The sequence below is a fragment of the Helicobacter trogontum genome (assembly GCF_000765905.2).
In the GTDB taxonomy this organism is placed as follows: domain Bacteria; phylum Campylobacterota; class Campylobacteria; order Campylobacterales; family Helicobacteraceae; genus Helicobacter_A; species Helicobacter_A trogontum.
The window spans coordinates 1-22644 of sequence record NZ_JRPL02000028.1; the positions used below are offsets into that span (position 1 = coordinate 1).

A 22644-nucleotide genomic window follows, 5' to 3' on the forward strand; every position below is an offset into this window, starting at 1 on the left:
AAAAAGATACTAAACCTCATGACCCTATACATAATTACATTATTGATATAGTGCAATGTTTATAACACCCTAGAGTGTAATTAATGAAGGGGGGGGGGGTGAATAAGAAGAAGATTAAAGAGCGTAATATAGATTCTGTAATGTTTTAGGGAGTATTGTGGTATTGCCATTACACTTTTATCTTAAGCTCTCCTGTGCTTAAATCCTGCTTACCAATCCCAAAACGAGTTGTCAAATAACCTTTTTTAATGACAGAATCATTAAGAGACTTTAGAAGTGTAGTAATGTCTTGGGCATTCATACATTGATTAAGATAAGGTTTTATCTGTGTGTTAATAAAAGGAAAGGTAGAATAAATAAGCTCCACCTCTTCATCGGTGTGATACAGGTAGCTATCAAGTGAAGCAAAAGAAATTGTGTGGATAGGAAAACACGGATTTGACTTTGCTGCAACTAATTGCATATATGCAAGCAAATACAAAAGAAAAAACTTTACTTTTATAAAATGTTCAAATCCTTTATAAAACACAATTCATCTATCCAGTATTCTTGTTTTACATATTATTACAGATTCTAAAATATGAATTTATAGCCAAGTGTTATGCGAATTGGATTGTGTGCCCCAACAACCCCGCTGTCTATAAGTGCTTGTATTTGTTCAGGAGTGAATGATGTTGCATTGGCACCTATAACACTCGTCGTTGTAATAGGAAGCTGTGCAGTTAAATCAAATCTATGATTTTCAAGAAATCCCATCGTCACACCAATTCTACCATAACTAGCCAGGTTTCCACCCAGTAAAAAACCTTCAAACATAAAGTGTTGCAAAGCAGAATTAATCCCAGCTCCAGCACCAACAAATGCCCCTAATGATATATCGCCTGTGTTTAAGAAATTAACAAGAAGATCAAGATTTAAATCTACATTTAAGGTATGAAATGCCAGTCTTTGAATGTATGTCTGTCCATAGCCAATACCTAAAAATGTTCTTAATCCAACAAATTCAGTAAACAACCATTCGCCACCTAAACTTGCATTTACAACCCAACCATTAGTGGTTCCAATTGACGACTCATAGGGTGCACTTGCAATACCATTTCTAATAGAAAAAGCACTTCTATCATACCCCACATCAATACCAACAAAAGTTTTTGCCTCCATCAATGCTGTGCTTAAGCTAAAGCTAATTACACCTAATGCAAGAATTTTTTTCATAATATTTCCTTAAAATAAAATTAAAAACTCATAGGCTAGCTTTAAAACAACACCTTGTAGCCAAGCATGAACGATATAGGATCATATGCTGCTCCATCCTTACCTATATCTATTGTAACAATAGGAATAACAGTGGTAAAATCAATTCTATTATGCTCCCCAATTCCCATTGTTAAACCAAGTCGCCCTACAACTCCTGCACCTGAAAACCCAAATAAATCCTCTTGAGCTGCTACTACCTTAAACATATCGGGTTTAAAAATACTTGTATTTCCAGCAATACCCGCAAACGCACCAAATGATATGCCATCAAGAGCAATGAAATTCACAAGAGCATCTACACCAAGTTGAACCTCAAAAATACTCCAATTATCCACATTGATTATATCATTCATAATAAATACAGTTATAGCATTTGGTTTATACATTTGTCCATAATTTACACCAAGAAACCATCTAAAACCAACAAGATCATCAACAAATAAATGTTCTGTCCCAAGATTTATACCAACAAGCCAATTTTGGAAATTTTGACCCTGACCATAAAAAGCACCACTACCCCAAGCTGCACCATTATCAGTGCCATGAAATCCATTTGTTATTGAAACACCAGCATCAACACCTAAGAAGAACTTTGCCTCCGCCAATGCTGTGCTTAAGCTAAAGCTAATTACACCTAATGCAAGAATTTTTTTCATGATATTTCCTTTAAAATAAAATTAAAAACTCATAGATTGAATCCCAATCTATATGAATAGCAACTTTCAACATTGTTATTGATATAGGTTGGTGCTCATAGTATAAATCTATAGCTTATCATTACACGAACGGCAGTGTATGCTAATATGGGCGTCTTAACTATTTGTTGAAAACCTGTATCAATATAGTGAACATCCCAACTCTCTCGACCAAAGCGATATCCTACGATAGGAAGCTGTGTAGTAAGATCAAAAATGTGCCTATCTTTGATCTTTGTTGTTATACCCAATCTTAAATAAAATTGAACACTCATAGAAGGAACTTCAGAAAACCTCTGAGATCGTTTGTTAAGCACATACGATCCAAATCCAGTACCAAAAAATGCACCAAACGCAAGATTATCCATTTCAATAAACCTTGCAACATAATCAGTATTGAATTCTGCGGTGAAGACCTGATAAGCCAAACCATCGTTAGAAGTGGGTGAGCCAAAAAGAGTAGTTATAAATGTTCTTGTGCCTATGAACTTATTGAAGATGTGTTCAAAACCTACACTACCACCCATAACAAAAGCATGGGTTTCTCGATTGGGATCCACGTTAATGCCATAAGCTGCACTAGCAGCACCACTTTTATCAGTCAATGCACCCTTATCATAACCCATATCGATACCTATAAACATTTGTGCTTTAACCAAGCTTGCAAAGAGAATAGGGCTAATAAGAATTAGCTTAAGAAAGTTTTTCATATGTTTGCCTTTTTAATCGTTTTGTGCTCGTTCTTTGTTAAAGTCAAATTTAAATTTTCTTAATAGAAAGTTAACAAATCGGATTGTTGTAGCATAAAAATTATTTTTTATGCGATTTTGTCATTTATTTTATTTTTGTAACCTATTTTATTTTTTACATATAGCATTTTTGTAACTAAAATATCAATAAAATATACATAATGACAATATATGACATTTCTAGTTACAATGCTTTCTCAAGCAAACATGTGAGTGTTGAGTATTTACTCATAGAATCTTTTAGTATTTTCTTTTTAGTAATACACTAAGTTTTTATGTGATTACTTAGATATATCTTTTATGAAGTTAATTGGTATCTGGATTTGCTGATAAATAATCGCCCTTCATTTGGCTTGACTAAATAACTTGATTGTAAGATAAAATTAATTGTTATTTTGCTCTTTTCTTACCTCTGTGATAGTTTTCCCACCCAAGCCATAATTATCTGTATCAATCTCATCAATAATCACAACGGTAGAAGCCTTATTTTTATTTAAAACTCGAGCAAGCAATTCTGTAACACCTTCAATCAATTCTTGCTTTTGCTTGATTGTGGGTTCACCTTTTTCTTTTGTGATTCTAATATTAACAAAAGGCATGATATTTCCTTAATTTAAACTCTTTGATTCGCTGTATTCTAACATCATTTTCAAATTTTTTATGCAACAAATTAGAATCTGCTTTTTCAAGAATATAAGTTAGAAAAAGTTGTTATCAACAGGTTATATAATATGGGATTGCTTGTTATTGGTTTGAGTAAGGGTTGTTTTTAGAATTTTTGCTTATTGGATAAGTCTTGATAATTATAAAAGATTTTTATTAATTATAAAAATGCACTAACCAATCCTATGGTCTTCCACGCATATCCTCTCAAACTCTTGATAATACTTCCATGAAGAGACGATATCTGGTCTATGTGCTTTTATGTGGCTAAGCTCTCGGTCGAGCATAGTCTTGAATTCCCTACATAGCTCTCTATCGCCCCTAAAGATTTCCAATATGTCATTTTCATGCTTATTGTTTCTTTGTATATAATCTATGCGCTTCTTCAGCTCATCTAAGAATTTAACCATATATACCTTTACCTTGTCTAATGTTTCCCTATCTTCTTGTAAGGCTTGTAGATCTTCCCTGCTCATACTAAAGGCAACTTGGTCTAATAGTGGGTGCTTATCATTAAATAGAAAATTGTTGATGTTTAATGCAATTCCTTTCATTATACGTGAGGATGTGATATGCAATGAGAGCGTCTGTCCATCATGGGTATGAATAATACAAGTCAAAGGCAAAATATATGATGTCACGCCAAATCTTCTTGTACGATAGAATTCCTTATCGTCCATACTAGGCAATGCAAAATCAAACTCTTTAGCAAGTTTAGTCATAGTGTCAAAAGCATTATCTGGCATAATCTCATGCATATCAATGTAAGTTATATTGTGGTGCAAAGACAATTTAGATACAACAGAATTGTAATCAAATGACCATGTGGAAAAGAAGAACTCTAGCAAACCATTTGTAACAAAAGGCATATTGGAAGTAAATACATAGTGTTCGTTATGATAACCCTTTCTATTAACAACATCATATGGATCTTCCTGCATGGTAAAGTTATGGTCAAAATTGTGTGTATGCTTTATATACCAACCATGATTCACAAGTGTTTTGAGACGCGATATAGGATCCCTTACAAGTATAATAACAGGATCTTTTGGACTTACACAATACAGCCTCTTATTATCCTCTTGAGTTTCATACGCGTGAAAGTGTTGTATGTCAAAGTAGATATTTTGATATAGATTAGCGTTGTTATTTAAGAAATCATCATATGTGCATGGGTATATATCGCATCGCTCAAAAAATTGTTGCAATGCAAGGCTACCTGATAGGCTATAACGCACAAACACGAACTTATACGACCCCCCCCCCCCACCATTTTTGGTGGCAAACGCAACTCTAGTGCAATCTTGGAATCTATGGTAGAGTAATCCGTATTGGCTGGTTCCAGTAATGGTGGATAAAATGGATAGGTATATGTGTCTATTAAACTATCTGTAAACCTAGAATCTAAGTCGTGGCAATCTGCACCAAACCGACCAATATGATTTGGAAAGGTAGTCACACCATTATGCGTGGTTGTATTTTCACCTAAAGTTTGCGTATGAATGTCTACCAAATACTCAACACCACCATACTCATTTTTAAACTCTTGAGATTCTAACCAGATAATATGTTTTTTGATGTGATTCATAAAAAATAGTGGACTTATAAGAATAATATTCTTGTAATTTTCCTCGAAATGCTGATATACTGACCTAAAGGTTTTATATTGAGATTTGCTTAAAACAAACTTTGGATAAAAGTTCAAAAGCAAAAAAACAGATTTTTTATTCAGTATTCTTATGCTTTTCCGTACGCAATGTGACACAAAAGGCTTTATCCCCTGTTCTCTCAACAATTTTATAGTCCTAGAATCTCTTAATCCCATCTAAAAACCTTTAATACATGCTTCTTTGAATAAATTAAATTACCAAAGCACTACCATAATGCTTCCATTTCAAGCAATATGATCTCTGCAAACACGAATAGCTTCTGCTAAACCCTTAGATTAATAACTTCGTAGCTAAAACTTAAAGTCATTAAGTCATTAACCCCTCAAACTCTCTAATCGTTCTTTTTTTGTGCCAATCTCTGTGATCTGTATAGCAAAGTTACCATCCACAACAACAACCTCGCCTTTTCCTATAATCTTATCATTTACTAAGATTTCCAATGGATCGCTTGCAAGTTGGTTTAGCTCTACAACGCTACCAATATCCATTGAAATAACATCTTTCAAAAGCATTCGTTTCTGCCCGATGCGAACCTTTACGCTAAGCCCAATATCTAGCAACATACCAATATTTCGCATTTCTTTATCGCTTAGACTTACATCCTTGTTTGTTCCAGCAGAGCTGCTTGGTGCTTTTAAGTCTTTTGGGACATGCGTTAAAAGATCATTTTTTGCAAGCATTATAAGTTCTGACTTTACAGAATCTATAGTTACATCAAAGCGACTCGCAGTATCAAAGTCACTTAAGCTGCCCCCACTCCCAACGTTACTCACATCAGCTATTGAAAAGGAAAAATGTGGTAATTTTTCATGCCCACCAAGTGCAGTAGCAAGTGCACCTGTAATAGACTGAAACACCTCTTTTAAGCCATCCTTGTCATCATCATCCATCACTTCCTTGCCTGTATCGCCTTCTCCACCCATCATCAAGTCAGGCAAAGCAGTAGCAAGATTTTCTGGCATAATAAAGCAAAGTGCGCTCACTTGTGAAGCCCCAAGCGATACATCCACTACAACTTTTCCAAATGGTGTGCTAAGCAAACCATCATTTACCTCTGTATCCCCAGTATGCGTAACAACCGCGGTTCTTCCCATCATGCCATCAATGGTAGCTACCATCTCTTGTATAAAAAGTTCAATAAAATCATTCATTGCCAAATCCTTCATCTTGTAGGTCTGTTACTTTGCTCTTTCTTTGCGCTTCAAGCATTTCAATCATCTCTTTGACTTGATCTTTTTCTGTTTTAATCTCATCTAGAATCTGTATTGTTTTTCTAAACCTTTGTAAGCCGATTTTTGCACGATATTTATCCCTACCATCAATGCTTACATGCACGGTATCATCAGCTACCCTATCAAGCATAATGACATCACCAACCTTAAGCTCTAAGATTTCTTTAAAGCTTAATTGGGTTCCTCCCAACATTGCAGCAATATGCACATCCGCACCACCGATTAATGCTTGTAACTCCCTATTTCGTGATTTCTTCCCACTTGTTTCACTCATCATTAAATCGCGACTTGCTAAACGACTAAGAATTGTTTCAAGCGAGATAACAGGGTAACAAATATTCATCATGCCGCTACTATGACCAATTACAATCTCCATAACAACCATAACGACAACTTCATTTTGCGCCACAATTTGCACAACATTTGGACTTGATTCCTTTGCATCAATACTTGGAAAAATCTCTGCAACTGCCGCCCAAGATTCCTTTAAGTTTTGCATAATTTGACGCAAAATCGTATCAAGCAAGTTTAGCTCAATATTGGAAAATTCCCTTGTATCATCATATTGATCGCCACGACCACCTAAGAGTCTATCAATCATAGGAAAGGCAATGCTTGGGTTGATTTCCAAAACACCTGCACCATCCATAGGCTTCATGGAAAATACATTGAAGCTTGTAGGTGTAGGCAAACTCATCAAAAACTCACCATAAGTCATTTGATCTACACTATGCAATTGAATTTCAACGATAGAACGCATAATCGCTGAAATCTGGTTAGAAAGATTTCTTGCCATTTTATCATGAATAGATCTAAAACTTCTTAGTTGCTCCCTGCTCACACGATTAGGACGTCTAAAGTCATAAACAACAATCTGTTTCTCAGCAACTATCTCTGATTGTTCCGCCTCATCGACTGCACCCTCTTCATCGACAACATTCAAAAGGGAGTCAATTTCTTCTTGACTTAGAATCTTAGCCATTTGCTTCTCCTATCTCTCTGCGGATTTTTTTGATTACTTCCTTTGAGATTTGCGAAATCCTAGATTCTGTAATGTCTAAAATTTCACTGATCTCACTTAAACTTAACTCTTCTAAATAATAAAGCTGGATAATAAACTGCTCTCTCTCTGTAAGTTTTGCTAATACTTTTTGGATAATCTCCATTAGCTCTTTTTGCTCACAATATTGTAAAATATCGCCATCTTCTAGCGCATTAAACTGCTCATCAAGTGGAACAACCGCATAGATGTCACTTGCAAGTCTTGCTTGATGGATTTTTTCAATATCTTCATTTAATACCTTTGCAAGATATTCATTACTAGGCTCTTCTTCAAATTCATTAAAGTAACGCGAAACTTCTGCCTCGATCGCTTTAATAAGCTTTCTTGATGCTCTAGAAACGATATCAAGCGTTCTTAGATAATCAAGCATTGCACCATTAACACGCGTCTTTGCATAACCCCAAAAAGAGTCGTTTTTATTAGAATCATATCGTCTAGCAAGTTTGATAAGCTCTTCAGTTCCAATTGAAACCAAGTCATTCATATCAACAGAGCTTGGCAGTCTCTCTTTCAAACGAAATGCCATAGCTTTAACTGCAGGCAAGTATTGCAAAGCAAGCTCATCTTGCGTATTTTTTAAATACTGATTATACGCATCCTGACCTCTTGCTGCCGCACTAAAAGCTTGTTGCATACTCTATCCTTTTTTATTATTCTTGCTTTACTTTTCTGAGCCTTGCAACCCTTTAATAAAGTTGCGAATATTTTGTGCTTCTTGTTCTTTTCTATCAAACTCTTTACGATAATACTCAAGGCTTTCTTCTAAACGTTCTTTGTGAAGTTTTGTGCCATGAGAATCCATAAATAAATAATATGCAGAAATACATACCGTCACAATAAGATAAATCCCCATTGTAGCAAGTATTGTCCAAAGTATCATGAGCTCTGGCTCATCAAACTTCGCTATACCAAACATCAAGCCAAGAAAAAAACCTACTACAATAGCAAAACTCAAATAGTTCTCTTGCTTCAACATACTCAATCCTTTGAATCTCTGTCATTGTTAGATAGCCAAACCATAAAGAAGCCACCACAACACCATAACTAAAGCACAATTTGTTCCATAAGCGTGTATTATATCTCAAAAATGAAAATATCACAGCCTAGCCGCATAATCAAAAAACATTCTATCTCATATTTATATATCCACAAATTCCAACCCTATAGAATCTTAATCATAAAACATAAAAAATTAACAATAGCATCAAGTCTGCAACAAATAGGAATGTAAGCGGCATTTGAAGATATATATCTTAGAAAGCTTTATTTCATATCTTGATAAATGGTGGTTAAAGAAAGGCTATCTTACCTTAAACCTTGCATAAAAAACATAAAACATAAAAATCATGGATTCTAGGGTAGGTTTTTGCTGTTTGAAAGATTTATGCAGCCTACAAAGATTCTTGCAAGTTGGGTTTGCGATCTTATTTATAAGAGGATATATTTGTAAGAATTATAGTTATTCAATGCGATATGCTAAAAAATCAGTCATATCTCCCACAAACAGAGGAATCTAAATTTATTCATAAATACTCAAAATTAAAACCCAGTATTAGGCAAAACAACATGATGTATTTTAATCTAAGCCATACATATTGACAGAATTAAAGTATTTACCGCACATAAAACACATATAAACATGATTCAATACTATGTAATAATGGGATGTATCTGTAGTAATTATTTTTGCTAAGTCATACAATCAGGTTCTTACGCGATTTAATGCCGCTAAAGAGTATTCATTGCAATGTAGTGCTAAAGATACAATATGTTAATCCAAACACAACAGCCATTGTCTATATATATGGGTCAAATAATACTCTTTGTTTGTTTTATGAAACCAAAAAACTTTCGTTATAATTCTGCTTTATAGAATTTTACAAACACACAACACCTTAATAGAGCACAGAGGGAAACCATGCAAACACAAGATAACATAAAAATACTCGCACAGACAAGAAGCAACAATGATACAAACAAGACATTTATTCAGGCAATGCTTGATCCAAATGCAGAATATGGCGGACTTTATACATTTCATAATATAGAGCCTTTAGCAGATCTAGAGAAGCTTTATACTCTTCCCTATAACAAGGTGTGTGAAAAAGTCTTTGCACATTTAGGCATTGATATTCCGTCCGAACTTCTAGAATCTGTCCTAAAAAGTTATGAAACATTCCGCACAAAAGATATTGCCCCACTTGTAGAAATAGAACAAAATTTATATTCATTGGAGCTTTATCATGGACCAACATATGCGTTTAAGGATATGGCATTGCAACCTTTTTCGGCTTTGTTGTCCGCTATTGCTAAGCAGAAAAATGAAAAATATTTAATTCTTAGTGCCACAAGCGGCGATACTGGACCTGCGACATTAAGTGGTTTTGCAAATAAAGATAATATTAAAGCTATTTGCATTTACCCTCAAGGCGGCACAAGTGATGTGCAACGACTACAAATGACAACACAGGATGCAAAAAACTTAAAGATATATGGCATAAAGGGCGATTTTGATCTTGCCCAAAGCACATTAAAATCTCTCTTAAAAAGTGAAAGATTTAGGGAGTTGGTGGCAAAAAAAGGTTATGCCTTGAGTGCTGCAAACTCTGTCAATATTGCACGTATAGCATTTCAAATAGTCTATTATTTCATTATTGGAAAAGAATTAGCGAAGAAAAAATTACATGAATTTAGTGTGATTATTCCAAGCGGTAATTTTGGTAATGCACTAGGAGCATTCTTTGCAAAAAAAATGGGGCTACCTATCACCAAAATATGTATAGCTTCAAACCCTAATGATATTTTGACAGAATTTTTTACAACAGGTGTTTATGATATACGAGACAAAAAATTAAAACTCTCTTATTCTCCTGCTATGGATATCTTAAAGAGTTCAAATATTGAACGACTTTTATTTGCCTATTTTGGTGCAACAAGAACAAAGGAGTGTATGCAAGCACTCGATGAGACGCAATATTTTAAACTCAACGCTGATGAATTATCGCTTTTTCAAGATGTATTTGAAGCAAAGAGTTTTAGTGATGATGAATGCTTACAGGGCATCAAAATGGCATTTGAAAAAGGCTATGTGCTTGATCCACACACAAGCAATGCATATTTATTCGCACAACATCGAAACAAAACATTAAACACAAATATACCGCAAGTAATTGTCTCAACAGCCCATTTTGCTAAGTTTGCAAAAGTTGTATGCAAAGCATTGTGTAGCACAGATGAGGCTATGCTGAAAGGATTAGGTGATAAAGAGGCACTAGATCAAATCTTTATGCTTTTAAGAGAGCGTAACATAACTCAAAATGGCTTACAAATAGATTCTAGTATTCTAGATCTCTTTAGCAAAAAAGAATTACACACGCAAATCTACAATGCAAAAGATATAGAAGATTCCGTCCTTTCATGGTTGTAGCTATTTGTTGCTTTACCTAAGGTTTAGATTCTAGTCATATATTTTAGAAACCTAAGGCTTATAAAGTGGCAAAGCAGCATGGTTTAAAAGTAAATTAAATGGCGACTTACACCTAATCAAGGAAGACTAATAAGGTAGAAAATGACTTTTTTGGAAGTGATTGGCAAGGAATTAAAAGCAGTATTTAGCAATATCACAATTGTTTTTGTAGTATTTGCAGGATCACTACTCTATGCGTTCTTATACCCTACACCCTATTATGCTGATGTGGTACGCAAACAAAAGATTGTTGTCCTTGACTTAGACAACACAAAGCTTTCAAAAGATTTCATCTTCCTTGTAAATGCGAGTGAAAACCTAGATGTAGAACATGTTGTCCATTCATTGAATACAGCAAAAGACATGCTTGAGCGAAGTGAGGTTTATGGACAATTAAGCATTCCTAAAGGGTTTGAAGCCAATATGTATAAAGGCGTACCAACTACCCTTTTATATCGTGCAAATGCGTCTTATTTTTTGATATATGGCACTATTATTGAAGGGTTGAATGAGGTGGGAAACTATTGGAGTAATGAAATCAAAAAACGCACAAAAGCACTAACTGGTGAAATTAATATTGGTGATGATACTACACTTGTAAAATTTGATTCCATTGCACTTTTCAATCCCTCTGTGGGATATATCAATTATGCCCTAGCAGCTATTTTAGTCTTTATTTTACATCAAACGCTTCTTGTAGGTGTGATGATACAAGGAGCAAGCCAAAATAAAGCACATGATAATCATGAGGCACATTACTTTAATACTGCACCTTTAGGTTATGTTCTGTGGGCTAGAGTTATTGTGTTTAGCGGTATTTATGTTGTGCTCTTTTTGCTTTATTTTGGTGTGTTTTTTAAGATTTATGGGATTCATACGACTGCAAACCCTTTTGATTTTTGGTTCTTTGGGTTAATGTTTATTGCAAGCTGTGTTGCATTTGGCATGTTTCTTAGCACCTTTATACATGATAGTGCACTACCAACACAAATTATACTCATATCGTCATTACCACTTGTGTTTATGATGGGCTTTATTTATCCTGTTATGTTATTGCCACAGATATTGCAGTGGTTAGTGCAAATTATCCCAGCATATCATGGCATTAATGGATTCATAAGGCTCAATCAAATGGGCGATAGTTTGCATAATATTATGCCAAACTTTTATGCACTAGCTCTAATTTTTTGCGTATGTTTTACACTAAGCTATATTCGACTTAAGAAAAAGTTGAAACGACACTGATTGTTTAGGATATACATAACTTTTTTGGTATTTATATCTATTGTTAAGCATTATTTGCTCTATATAATACAAACATCTCACATTTCTACACACACAAAATAAAAATATAAGACACATAGGTATGAAACAATACAATATAGGATTTTTATGTTATTGTATTGTTTGGGATAAGACATGTTGTCTTAGTTTTAATGTTTTTTAATATTGTTGAATCTTACTTGGGAGTTTTATATGAAAAGACTTTTGTTTTTATTTGTTATATTCTCTAGCTTTCTTTTTGCAGCAGTAAATATTAATACTGCAAGTCAAAAAGAACTTATGACTTTAAATGGTATAGGTGAAGCAAAAGCAAAAGCAATCATTGAATATCGCACAAAAACTAGATTTAAAAAGATTGAAGATATTAAACAAGTAAAAGGTATAGGACAAGCAATCTTTGATAAGATTAAGAAAGATATTGTAGTCACAAACCAAGTGCAAACAACAAGGAAGTAGTTGTTGGTGTCTATAGGGCTAATCCGCAATGATTATTGTGTAATGCCTGATGTATATTGTGCTCATAGGTAAGTGTAGAATACATGCAATGTAATGTATATAGATATGTTTATATTCTTTCTTACAATATGTAAGGGTTAATTAAAACTTCTTAGTCTAATGCATACCCCATTTATGATGATTGTGTTCAACATGCTTAAAGAGAAAAAAGGGGCTTCGTGGGAGAAATATTAAGATTAAATCTAACCCAAAACTACTTGCTTCATTCACGATTAATACTTCACAAGCAAGTAATGTTCTGCACCTCTTTTTTGAATAGATTCATAAAGTATCGCAAGGATTTAAATATTTTAAGCTGTATCATAAAAAAAGAAATTTACAAAATTACTTGTTTATACAAATTTTTATAAGACAATTCTTGCTTTTATTGTGCTAGAGATTCTAAATATGGGGCTCATATAAAGACTTTAAGATTCTGATGTTTTGATTTTTCTGTTTGACCTAAACTCTCCTGTCAATACAGAGCGAATCTTAAAACCCTCATTCACGCGCAACAATCATAGTGGAAAATATGCTTGACATCTTGACTTACACCTAGTTATATAAATATCAAGATGATATTAAATATAGTTTGGTGCGTCATTTGCAAATAACACCAAATCATTTTGCATACCATGTTGTATTAAAACCTCTTCCAATCTCGTTTTGTCTTTAAGTATGATTTTTTGTGGTGTTGTAATATGTGTATCAAGGACTTTTGCATTTAAATCTCCTGTGATAATCACAAGATCAAACACTTTGTCAATCTGTTGTGCCAATGAAATATTGCTTACCTCATCATGTTCTACTAAACCAGGCGTTACAATAACTTTTCTGCCATCATGCAGTGATGCAAGGCGAATTGCCTCACTCATACCCTCAAGATTCCCATTAAAGCTATCATCAATAATCACTTTTTGCGGTGTGTCTATCCGCTGTAATCTATGAGGAATTGGTGTAAGCTTTGATACCGCGGTTTGCAAAGCTTTTATATCCATGCCAAGCTTTTTTGCAATCATGATAGCTACCGAGATATTATCGATATTAAACCTCCCTAGTATCCTACACGTGAAAGGGATAAAGACAGAATCTAGCTCTAAACTAAAAGATGTTTTCTCAAGTGTAGATTCTATGTCTTTAATCTTTGGTGGATAGGATACAATCTTGTCCATATTTGCTGCAAATTGTGGCAATATCGTCTCTGGATAGTTATTCTCATTTTGCACAAAAGCACATAAAAGTCGTGTTGAATAAAGCATCTCAAATTTTGTCTTTATTGTTGCCTCAATGTTTCTGAAATACTCTATATGTGCATGCCCGATTTTACCGATAACTGCATAATGATGTTGTAGCAAATCTGCGATTTCTTTAATATCACCAACTTGACGTGCTCCTGCTTCTGCTACATATATTTCATGCGTTGCATTAATATTTTGATTGATGTCTGCTACCAAACCCTTGTAAGTATTTACACTGCGTGGTGTTGCATATACATTAAATTGCTGTTGCAAGATTTGTGCGATAAAATTCTTTATACTTGTTTTGCCATAACTTCCCGTGATGGCAATGATTTTTAAGTTTTGGAGTTGTTGCAACTTGTTATATGCTCTTTTTGCATAGATTCTAAATATCAACATTTCACATATATTTGCAAATAAAAAACCAAAAACAAGTGGTAATGCAGCCCATATATGCGTATGCATAATATCAAATGTGCTCAATACAGATAAACACACACTAATGATAGTAAACAGTAAAACAATTGCAAACAAACGCTTAATTCTTTGCGTCCATACAAGCTTTTTATCAAGACTCTTATACCAAATAAAGAGGATTGGCAAATACATTAAATAAAAATATCCATAAAAAAGCATACCGCGATAAATCATTGATAATGCAATATACATAAGAAGCGGCACTACAAAATAGTAGAAGTGCCATATGCTCTTATGATGCTTTGTAAGAATTCGTAAAAAGCTGTAGTTATACCATTGCAGTGTTGTTGCCAAATAGTAGGTTAACGCAAATATAAATAAAATATAAGTAACAATATCAAAAAGCGATAAAAAAAGATTCATTAACGCAATACCTCAAAGCTTGAGAGCTTTAGTGATGGCAAATGTTCCACCTCAAATGAACTCGCATTCATTCTGCCATTGCCCTTTTGTAAGGCTTCCAAAAAATCACCCAAATCCTCAAGGCTAACAAATATTTCAACATATCCATTGGCAAGGTTTTGAACACTGCCTGTATAACCTTTAGAATCTGCATATGCCTTAGTAAAATTTCTAAATCCTACACCTTGAACCTTACCTTTTGCTGTAATTTTGTAATGTCTCATTTTTTAAACCTTTACATAAAATTATAGAATCTCATACTACTATTTATTGTACATCATACTCTGCGTCCAATCTAAATGGCACTGGAATCTAAAGACAGAATTTATAACCTATACCCCATACAGACTGAATAAACTTTGGTTCTTTTGCAGAATCACCAAGCTTATTACGCAAATTCCTAATATGTGTATCAATGCTGCGTAACCCAGTATCATCATGGATTGCATTAATTGTATGAGCAATTCGCTCTCTACTTACAGGTTGCAAACGATTATCTACCAAAAAAAGCAAAATATCAAATTCAGTATTAGTCAACTCAATACTCTCATTATAAAGCTTTATTGTGCGTCTTTTGGCATCAATATTTAACGCACCAAAAACTCTTTTTCGTGGTTCAATCCTTCGCAATAAAGCCTTTATCCTTGCTATTAGCTCTATGGCTTCATAGGGCTTTGTCATATAATCATCTATGCCAAGCTCAAACGCACGAACTTTATCACTTATATGTGTGAGACTTGATGAAATAATGATTGGTATTTGTGTGTGATTTCTAATTCTTTTACACAACTCAAAACCATCTATCTCATGATTTAAAAGCTCCAATATCACAGCATCAATGTCATCTTGCATGATTTTATCCAAAATCACAGAAATATCAGTAATACATAATGTCTCAAAGCCAGCTTGACAAAGACTACCATGCAAGGATTTTTGTAAATTTGTATCGTTATCTATAATAAGAACTTTCGGCATTGCTTTTCCTTATAGAATACGGCTTGAAAAAGCTATGGATTATATACTTTCTATATTCATCTCGCATCGCGACACAATACCCTCCACTTCTACATTATATCTATTTTCAGTCTAATGCTTAGAAAATAAATATAATCCCACACGCTCAAACGCCAAAATCGTGGTAACCCTAACCGCATGAAATCACCACACGCCACACGATCTATAACAAGTTAAAATAAAGGCGTATTATAATGTTTTCTAACATAAAAGTCTATAAAAAAATGAGATATACAATATATTTTTAACAAAAACTTGACATTTTTTACTGCGTATTTCACACGCAAAGACCTGCGATATATGTGCTGACAAGATGAGCAGTGAGAATAAAGGGAGTTTGCAAAGGATACACCTTTCGTGTTGAGTGTAAAAACATACGCTCATTATGACTAAATCCACCCTCACAACCAATAATGATCCCACCTTTAGAGATATTTTGCCGTTCTTGTTGTGTAAGATTCTCAAAAGTTTGTCGTGTGTATTTTAAAGTATTTTGCACAAGATTCCCACCATCTTTAACTTCCAAAGAAGATAAGCTCTGATTAGAATCTAGATCTTTAGGTGGCTTGTCGCACCCACTATGATAAGTGTTGGGATCTAGAAATTGTGTTAAGTTTAAATGTTTACAGGCCTTAGAGTGCAATTCCTTGGAATTATCTTGTATCGTGTGAATTTGTTGTCCATTTAAATTAGGATAAATATCTGTGTCCATAAAACTCTTATCTATCGCTTCTGTAGGTAAAAAATCAATGACTGCAGCATTTGGAAAAGCTTTACAAACAGATTCCAAATCCTTATGCACTGCAATTTCCATAGGCTGCATACGTCCACATTGCATACATGAATACTGCACTATTTTTTGTGCTTTTTGCATATCAATCTTGCGATTTTTTTGAGAAAAGTCTGCATAAAAAAGTTGTAGTGAAGAGACATTTAGGGCGTTTAAAGTAGGCAATATATCATAGATATCCTTTAAGTCAATCATTGCAAGTATAATGTGTGCATAAGCTTTTGGTTGAGATGCCTTACTATGCAAGGCTACAAGTTTAAAAGTATTTTTTCGTTCATGCTTGTAGTTGTAAAGTTGCATATCAGCAAGATTTGAGGTAAGTAAGGTTGAGCCCTGCTTAAAACGGCGAACATGAAACAAATAGTGTGCATCTTTGGGATCTAAAATAATAGATTCTGCTCCAGAATCTTTATGGTAAAAAAACTGCATATTAACCCCTATATGCTTTAATAAAGGCTATAGTGCACACAAAGATGATCATAAAAGCTATATACATTATCTTACATGTGCGTCTGTAGACTTGCATACTAGCTTTACTTGTTCGTGCTTTTTTCAAAGTTTTCATGCGATATATTTCTCCTGCAAGAAAGAGCATTAAAACAACTATCATCACCACAATACGCACATCAAAAATAAAGCTTCGCATAGCAAGAAGAAAACCGCCCGTAATAATACCTACACCAAGTAAAACAATAGTGATAGGCATGACAAAATAAATTCGTCTATTCATGTCTAAAAATGTTTTTGCACGATATAAAATAAATAGATACCACAAATAAGGAATAAAAAATAAACATGCAAAAATTTCATGTAAAAATATACCCTGCATATATGCATCATTTTGCATGATTGTATGAAGAGAATCTTGCATTTACAGCCTTTAAAGTCAAATTTTTAAAAATAGAGCGTTATTATAACGAGTAAGCCTTAATAAGCTATGTAATACTAAATATTATAAGTTTACCTCTTTACTCTCTTTTTATCTAGGAGTAAAGACATATAACTTACAGAAATTTGTAATTATAAATTACCTAATATAGTCATAAAAAAATTTTATTATTTTTAATAATATCACTCCAACACAGATAAGGAAATTTTAAATAAATAGCTTTAAAAATAGGTATTAACATACCCACAGATTCAATCATACTTTAAATGCTAAAACTTTTATAAAATCTATTTCACGGGCTATAAAATTTATTTATAAGTGCTAAAATATCGTGGTCAGTTCAATGCGATATGGCATTTACCATATTTTAAATTTTACAAAAAAATGAAAATGTTTTACATTCAGGGGAGGTAATCATGGAAACAACAGAAAAGAAAAAAATGAGCGTCAGCGTTATGCTGGGTATAGGCTTTGGAGTGCTGCTTCTTTTTACATGTATTATTGCAGTTATTAGTCTTATCAATGTGGATTACATTATTAAAAGTTTGCGTCAAATCAATGACGTGAATGCTTTAAAACAAAGACATGCTATAGATTTTCGGGGTAGTGTGCATGATCGATCTATTGCTATCAGGGATGTTGTCCTAACAAATAGCAATGATAGCATGACACTCGCGAGTCTGGAAAAACAAATAAGCTCTTTGCAGGACTTTTATACAAAAGCCGCTGATGGCATGGAGAGAGATTTTGTGGCAAAAAATATGTTTGATAGTGAAGAACAACGCATCTATAACGCCATTCATCAAACTCGCATGAAGGCTATGCCAATGATCAATGAAATTGTTGCTATGAAAAAGCGTGGGCAAAATGAAGCTGCAGAAAGAGAATTACAGGCACTCGCACCGTATTTTGTAACATGGTTGGCACAAATTAATGAATTTATTAATCTGGAAGAATCAAAAAATGGGGCTCTTACAAAAGAGTTAAGAAACGCGGTAGATTCCTTCAAAGTTATTTTATTTGTGCTAGTTGGAGCAAGTATTTTATTTGGGGTGTTAATCGCATCATATATTATGCGTAGTTTGCTAAATTCACTTGGTGGTGAACCATACTTTGCATCTCGTGCGGTGTCTCGAATCGCAAATGGCAATTTGCAAGAATGCGTAACCTTTAAGGGTGAGGGTAGTATGCTTGCTTCTATTGCTACCATGCAAACGCGATTAAAAGATATTATACAAGCGGTTATAGAATCTTCAAATCAAATTAATGAAGCAACGCATAAAGTCGCTAAAACTTCCAACGAAGCCAAACAAGCCTCAACTATTCAGACACAAAGCTCTTCTGTTATTGCAACAAAAATCAATGAGATGAATGAGGCTATTTCCGAGATTTCTAATGCAGCAAGATTGTCTGAACAAAATGCACGCAAAAATGTGGAGCTATCCTTAGAGGGTGTAAAAGTAGTCAATACAACTGCAGAAGAAATTGGAAAAATGACAATGCTTATTAACGATTCGGCAAATAATATGCGTGGTTTGCAACAGCAGTCTCTTGAAATTAGTAATAGCGCTAGTCTTATTGCAGAAATCGCAGATCAGACAAACCTATTAGCATTAAACGCAGCCATTGAAGCAGCAAGAGCAGGAGAGCATGGTAGAGGCTTTGCCGTTGTTGCTGATGAGGTAAGACGACTTGCTGAACGCACAGCAGATAGCACAAATGAGATTGCAAAAATTATCCAATCAATCCAACAAGGTATTGAAACTTCAGTAGAATCTATTGAGGTTATTGTGCCACAAATTGAAAAAGGACAAGAGCTTATCTCCAATTCTGTCTCTTTGCTTAGCCAAATCCAAGAACAGGCTCAAGATTCTCTTACAAAAGCCCAAGAAGTTGCACACTCATCGGGTCAACAAGAAATAACAATGGAAAGCATTGCTAAGGATATGCAAAATATCTCTAACCTATCAGTAAGCACAGGAGAATCATTACAAAACACCAATGAAACCATCCGTAAGCTTGAGCAAATCTCAGATGGATTAAAACAACATATGTTATATTTTAAAATATAGTCTAGCTATAACAATGCATACAAAAATCCACGCGTATGCATAATTAAGCATTGCAAATCTTAGTATTTAAGATACTAAGATAAACACACTAAAGTGTGAAGTTATAAATCTTAAATAAAGTTAGTATAAAAGCCTATCTGTTGCATGTAAATATTAGTCTGCAAGCTCTGCCCATCCCTAAACTTTCATGAATGATAAAACTACCATAAAGTAGAGGTGTATTGAATTAATCTAATCCTTCTATCTCTGTGTCCGTACATAAAAATGCACTCTTTGTTTTTAGGTTTGAATTAGTGCGCAAACATGCACGTAAAAACACATCAGCCTCTTCAAGACTAGAAAAAATCGTAATTGTTTCTGTAAAAGTCATAATTTCATATAAATTTGTAAAAATTCCTATTTTTTCCATAAAGGTTTCAAAGCCGCTCACATTATTTTTTAAACTTCTCTCATCCTTATCTAGTTTATTAATTGTAATTTTATAAAGGTGAAACTCATGCACAACGCCTCGTTCTGTACGTGCATCAAACCTGCTACCAGGTGTTGGTAAAATCATATTTGTCCCATAAAACTCATTTGCACTTGCAACAAGCTCTTCAGGTCGCACTACTGAAAACACCATAGGCAAATCAACTAAAAAATCAGCTTTTTTTTGACTCATAAGTTACTCCTGCATTAACCAAAATATTCGCTACTCATTTGCAATTATATGCAATAAAATAAAATGTTTGCATTACTTTTGTTATTTTTTTTATAATTCAATCACTTTAGGGTGAATATTATATCATAATATATTGGGGATATAATATTTAGGAATGAAAATTGCTTGTATTGATTGATATTTCCAAACAAATTTAAGGAGTGTTTTATGGTCGCTGATATGAATGTTTCTGGGATAACTCAAGCTCAAACAATACCAACAGATAGTCCAAAGCAACAAACAGATGCAGACACCACAACACTCTCATTTTCGGAAGCACTTACACATAAAGAACAAAAGAAACCTGTAAAAACAGATGCTCCACAAAAACAAGATTCTAAAGTAACCAAGGATTCTAAAAATGTAACCAAAGAAAGTGAGCCAAATCCACTCACAACAAAGCCAAACAAAAAGCAAGATCAAGCCACACTTGCCAAGGCACTAAAAGAAAGTAAAAAAGAAAATAATAATGAGGTAAATGGAGAGGAGCTGAACGAAACAGAGCTAGAAAAAAAGAATGTAAAAGATTCTGAAGCTGAAAAAACAAAAAAAGTAGATTCTAATAGCAAAGATTCTCAACTAATAAAAAATAATAATCCCACAAAAATTGAAGAGGAAAATAAAGAAGATGGTGCAAGCAGAGCGGACTTGTCAGCAGACTCCGCACAATCAAGTGATGAAAATATAGATGAAACACAAATAAAGAAAGGTAAAGTAAAATCTACTGAATCTAAAGCTAAAGACACAGCACAAAAACAAGAAGTCCAATTAAAAAGTCTCAATGATGTAAAAAAAGAGGCACAAGCAAGAAATCTTAACTTGCAGAAAATGGAGATCATAGAAAATGGTAGGAAAAACCCCATAAATCCACAAGATTTAATGGACAGAAGTTTACTTGAGGACAATAAAGAGCGACTTGCTCTTTCATTGCAAGACAAGGGACAAGCCCTAAGCACTTCACTTGCAAAAACAAACATGCAGGATATAGGAGAACAGGCAAAAAAAGATGCCTTGTTGGCAGAGCTATTGAATCGATATGATGCAAATGCAAACGCAAAAAGAAAGATGCAAAATGAAATAGAAAAAATACAATTTAAGATAGGTGATGGTGATAAGTCTATGGTGATCGAACGCACACGCATACAGCCAAAAAACATCACAGATTCCAAAGTCCGTAATGAAATTATGGAGCAAGAATTTTTAGAAGAATTGCAAGGTATTACAGGCGATGAAGATTTGGCAGATTTGCTTGAGGTAAATAGGGCAAAAATCACTGCGCATATAGCACAACAAAATAGTAAAGTTGCTAATGGAAAAGATTCCATTATGATGCAAAAAACCTATCAAGGCTGGGCACAACAAGGGCAGTTTCTAGATCCAAAAGAAATTAAAGATTCCAAAAATGTAGCTTTTGAGATGGATGTGCAGAAGCCTTTTGATGCGGTATTTGCAGAGAATCTAAAGACAGATTCTAAAACAAAAGAAACAGATGCTATAACAAAAACAGATAAAAAAAGCGAAGAGGCATCAAAAGAGAAAATTGATGCAAAACAAGAGGTGGGCTCCATACACACAAAGCAAGAAGTGAGCGTAAAAAATGCGATGGCAAGGGAGACAATGAGACATTTTGCAAGTCAATTTAAAGAAGAGATTCTAAACTACAAGCCGCCTATTACACGCATTAATTTAGAACTTAATCCAGCAAACCTTGGGCAAGTAGCAATGACTATATCCAAAAAGGGTAAAGACTTGCAGGTAAGCATTACGTCAAATGCAAATGTCATGACAATGTTTGTACAAAATGCACAAGAATTGCGACAAAATCTCATGCAGATAGGATTCAATAATCTTGATTTAAATTTTAGCACTCATGATGGGCAAGGTAGTAATACAGAGCAAAACGATTCTAGAGATCAAAATGAGAGAGGCATAAAACTTCAAAGCATTGAAGAAGCTGAAGCGCAAACGCAACTTGGCAATGTTCCGCAAACACTCGAGGTTACATTGCCACAATATGCTTAATAGAACTATATTTTGATGTATCTGTTTCTAGAGGCAGTAGTGCTTGTTTGCATAGTGTAGTGAGCTTGTGTGGTGCAAAAACATACAACACATAAGCATGAAATTTTATTAGAATCCATTCATCCGTGTAAAAATTAGAATCTCAAATAGATTTTAGAATCAAGCGACACACTCATCATATATACACCAGAACAATAAGTCCTGCTGCTTTGCCTTCATGTATGCAAAAAATATTGTTGTAGAGATAAGTTAAAATATCTTATCAAACCCTTCATATGAGCCTCTTTTAAATATAATTTGGCAAAATAAAGTCCCACAGATTAAAAGAATAAGCAAAAGCAGAACTCTTCATTGCTTATTATGTGGCTTAAACACCCTTCTTATACCCTTCTCAATACTTTTTATAAAATCATAACATGTAAACAAGGGCTTAAGTTTATTATATTTTTCTGGATTTGTAATACGG

At 34.0% G+C, this 22644-nt stretch carries 22 protein-coding genes; 5 read left to right on the forward strand and 17 right to left on the reverse strand.

All coding sequences use genetic code 11. The annotated features are described in order from the left end of the window. Positions 1-169 precede the first annotated feature (169 nt). From LS81_RS09040 to LS81_RS09090, 11 genes are all read right to left on the reverse strand, one after another. Positions 170-463, reverse strand: coding sequence for a POTRA domain-containing protein (locus tag LS81_RS09040; RefSeq protein WP_158659419.1), 294 nt, complete (start codon positions 461-463; stop codon positions 170-172). A gap of 110 nt (positions 464-573) precedes the next feature. Further along, on the reverse strand, positions 574-1215 hold the full coding sequence (locus tag LS81_RS09045) for an outer membrane beta-barrel protein (protein ID WP_034345628.1): 642 nt from the start codon (positions 1213-1215) through the stop codon (positions 574-576). A 41-nt stretch (positions 1216-1256) separates the two neighbouring features. Further along, entirely contained in the window at positions 1257-1913 is a 657-nt protein-coding gene (locus LS81_RS09050) for an outer membrane beta-barrel protein (RefSeq protein ID WP_034345625.1), read from the reverse strand. 95 nt (positions 1914-2008) lie between these two features. Further along, positions 2009-2662, reverse strand: coding sequence for an outer membrane beta-barrel protein (locus LS81_RS09055; protein WP_034345623.1), 654 nt, complete (start codon positions 2660-2662; stop codon positions 2009-2011). A gap of 422 nt (positions 2663-3084) precedes the next feature. Then, entirely contained in the window at positions 3085-3300 is a 216-nt protein-coding gene (locus tag LS81_RS09060; RefSeq protein ID WP_034317607.1) for a 2-hydroxymuconate tautomerase family protein, read from the reverse strand. 237 nt (positions 3301-3537) lie between these two features. Beyond that, positions 3538-4602, reverse strand: coding sequence for a DUF2972 domain-containing protein (locus LS81_RS09065; protein ID WP_161976760.1), 1065 nt, complete (start codon positions 4600-4602; stop codon positions 3538-3540). After that, complete coding sequence (locus tag LS81_RS11360) at positions 4515-4952, reverse strand: hypothetical protein (protein ID WP_161976761.1); 438 nt, start codon at positions 4950-4952, stop codon at positions 4515-4517. Before LS81_RS11360 ends, LS81_RS09065 begins: the two co-directional genes overlap by 88 nt. A gap of 396 nt (positions 4953-5348) precedes the next feature. Next, positions 5349-6185, reverse strand: a complete 837-nt coding sequence (fliY, locus tag LS81_RS09075; RefSeq protein WP_034344215.1) for a flagellar motor switch protein FliY — start codon at positions 6183-6185, stop codon at positions 5349-5351. Further along, the gene (gene fliM / locus LS81_RS09080) at positions 6178-7248 is read right to left on the reverse strand and encodes a flagellar motor switch protein FliM (RefSeq protein WP_034317602.1); all 1071 of its coding nucleotides are present in this window, start codon (positions 7246-7248) and stop codon (positions 6178-6180) included. The genes fliY and fliM overlap by 8 nt, the downstream gene beginning before the upstream one ends. Beyond that, entirely contained in the window at positions 7241-7963 is a 723-nt protein-coding gene (locus LS81_RS09085) for an RNA polymerase sigma factor FliA (RefSeq protein ID WP_034344217.1), read from the reverse strand. Before LS81_RS09085 ends, fliM begins: the two co-directional genes overlap by 8 nt. 27 nt (positions 7964-7990) lie before the next feature. Then, on the reverse strand, positions 7991-8305 hold the full coding sequence (locus LS81_RS09090) for a hypothetical protein (protein ID WP_034317597.1): 315 nt from the start codon (positions 8303-8305) through the stop codon (positions 7991-7993). A gap of 942 nt (positions 8306-9247) precedes the next feature. Between LS81_RS09090 and thrC the strand changes: the two genes are divergently transcribed. From thrC to LS81_RS09105, 3 genes are all read left to right on the forward strand, one after another. Continuing rightward, a complete protein-coding gene (gene thrC, locus LS81_RS09095) occupies positions 9248-10756 on the forward strand; it encodes a threonine synthase (protein WP_034344219.1) in 1509 nt (502 codons plus the stop codon). A gap of 141 nt (positions 10757-10897) precedes the next feature. Next, entirely contained in the window at positions 10898-12040 is a 1143-nt protein-coding gene (locus tag LS81_RS09100; RefSeq protein WP_034344222.1) for an ABC transporter permease, read from the forward strand. 231 nt (positions 12041-12271) lie between these two features. Then, entirely contained in the window at positions 12272-12535 is a 264-nt protein-coding gene (locus LS81_RS09105; RefSeq protein WP_034344223.1) for a ComEA family DNA-binding protein, read from the forward strand. A gap of 620 nt (positions 12536-13155) precedes the next feature. On the opposite strand, the gene LS81_RS09110 is transcribed toward LS81_RS09105, so the two are convergent. The 5 genes from LS81_RS09110 to LS81_RS09130 form a co-directional block, all read right to left on the reverse strand. Beyond that, the gene (locus LS81_RS09110) at positions 13156-14652 is read right to left on the reverse strand and encodes a Mur ligase family protein (protein ID WP_034345404.1); all 1497 of its coding nucleotides are present in this window, start codon (positions 14650-14652) and stop codon (positions 13156-13158) included. Further along, positions 14652-14915 (reverse strand): acylphosphatase, encoded by a 264-nt coding sequence (locus LS81_RS09115; RefSeq protein ID WP_034345407.1) that lies wholly within the window; start codon positions 14913-14915, stop codon positions 14652-14654. Before LS81_RS09115 ends, LS81_RS09110 begins: the two co-directional genes overlap by 1 nt. A gap of 88 nt (positions 14916-15003) precedes the next feature. Continuing rightward, complete coding sequence (locus tag LS81_RS09120) at positions 15004-15666, reverse strand: response regulator transcription factor (protein ID WP_034345410.1); 663 nt, start codon at positions 15664-15666, stop codon at positions 15004-15006. A gap of 316 nt (positions 15667-15982) precedes the next feature. Beyond that, a complete protein-coding gene (locus LS81_RS09125) occupies positions 15983-16924 on the reverse strand; it encodes an RsmE family RNA methyltransferase (protein ID WP_034345413.1) in 942 nt (313 codons plus the stop codon). A 1-nt stretch (position 16925) separates the two neighbouring features. Then, the gene (locus LS81_RS09130; RefSeq protein WP_034345416.1) at positions 16926-17366 is read right to left on the reverse strand and encodes a hypothetical protein; all 441 of its coding nucleotides are present in this window, start codon (positions 17364-17366) and stop codon (positions 16926-16928) included. Positions 17367-17800: 434 nt separating this feature from the next. Between LS81_RS09130 and LS81_RS09135 the strand changes: the two genes are divergently transcribed. Continuing rightward, positions 17801-19456, forward strand: a complete 1656-nt coding sequence (locus LS81_RS09135) for a methyl-accepting chemotaxis protein (RefSeq protein WP_034345418.1) — start codon at positions 17801-17803, stop codon at positions 19454-19456. A 226-nt stretch (positions 19457-19682) separates the two neighbouring features. Here LS81_RS09135 and LS81_RS09140 read toward each other — a convergent pair whose 3' ends face one another. After that, entirely contained in the window at positions 19683-20117 is a 435-nt protein-coding gene (locus LS81_RS09140; protein ID WP_034345420.1) for a hypothetical protein, read from the reverse strand. Positions 20118-20324: 207 nt separating this feature from the next. Here LS81_RS09140 and fliK point away from each other — a divergent pair, with 207 nt between their 5' ends. Continuing rightward, positions 20325-22178: a flagellar hook-length control protein FliK gene (fliK, locus tag LS81_RS09145; protein WP_104696524.1), complete on the forward strand. Its 1854-nt coding sequence runs from the start codon at positions 20325-20327 to the stop codon at positions 22176-22178. The last annotated feature ends 466 nt before the right edge of the window (positions 22179-22644 follow it).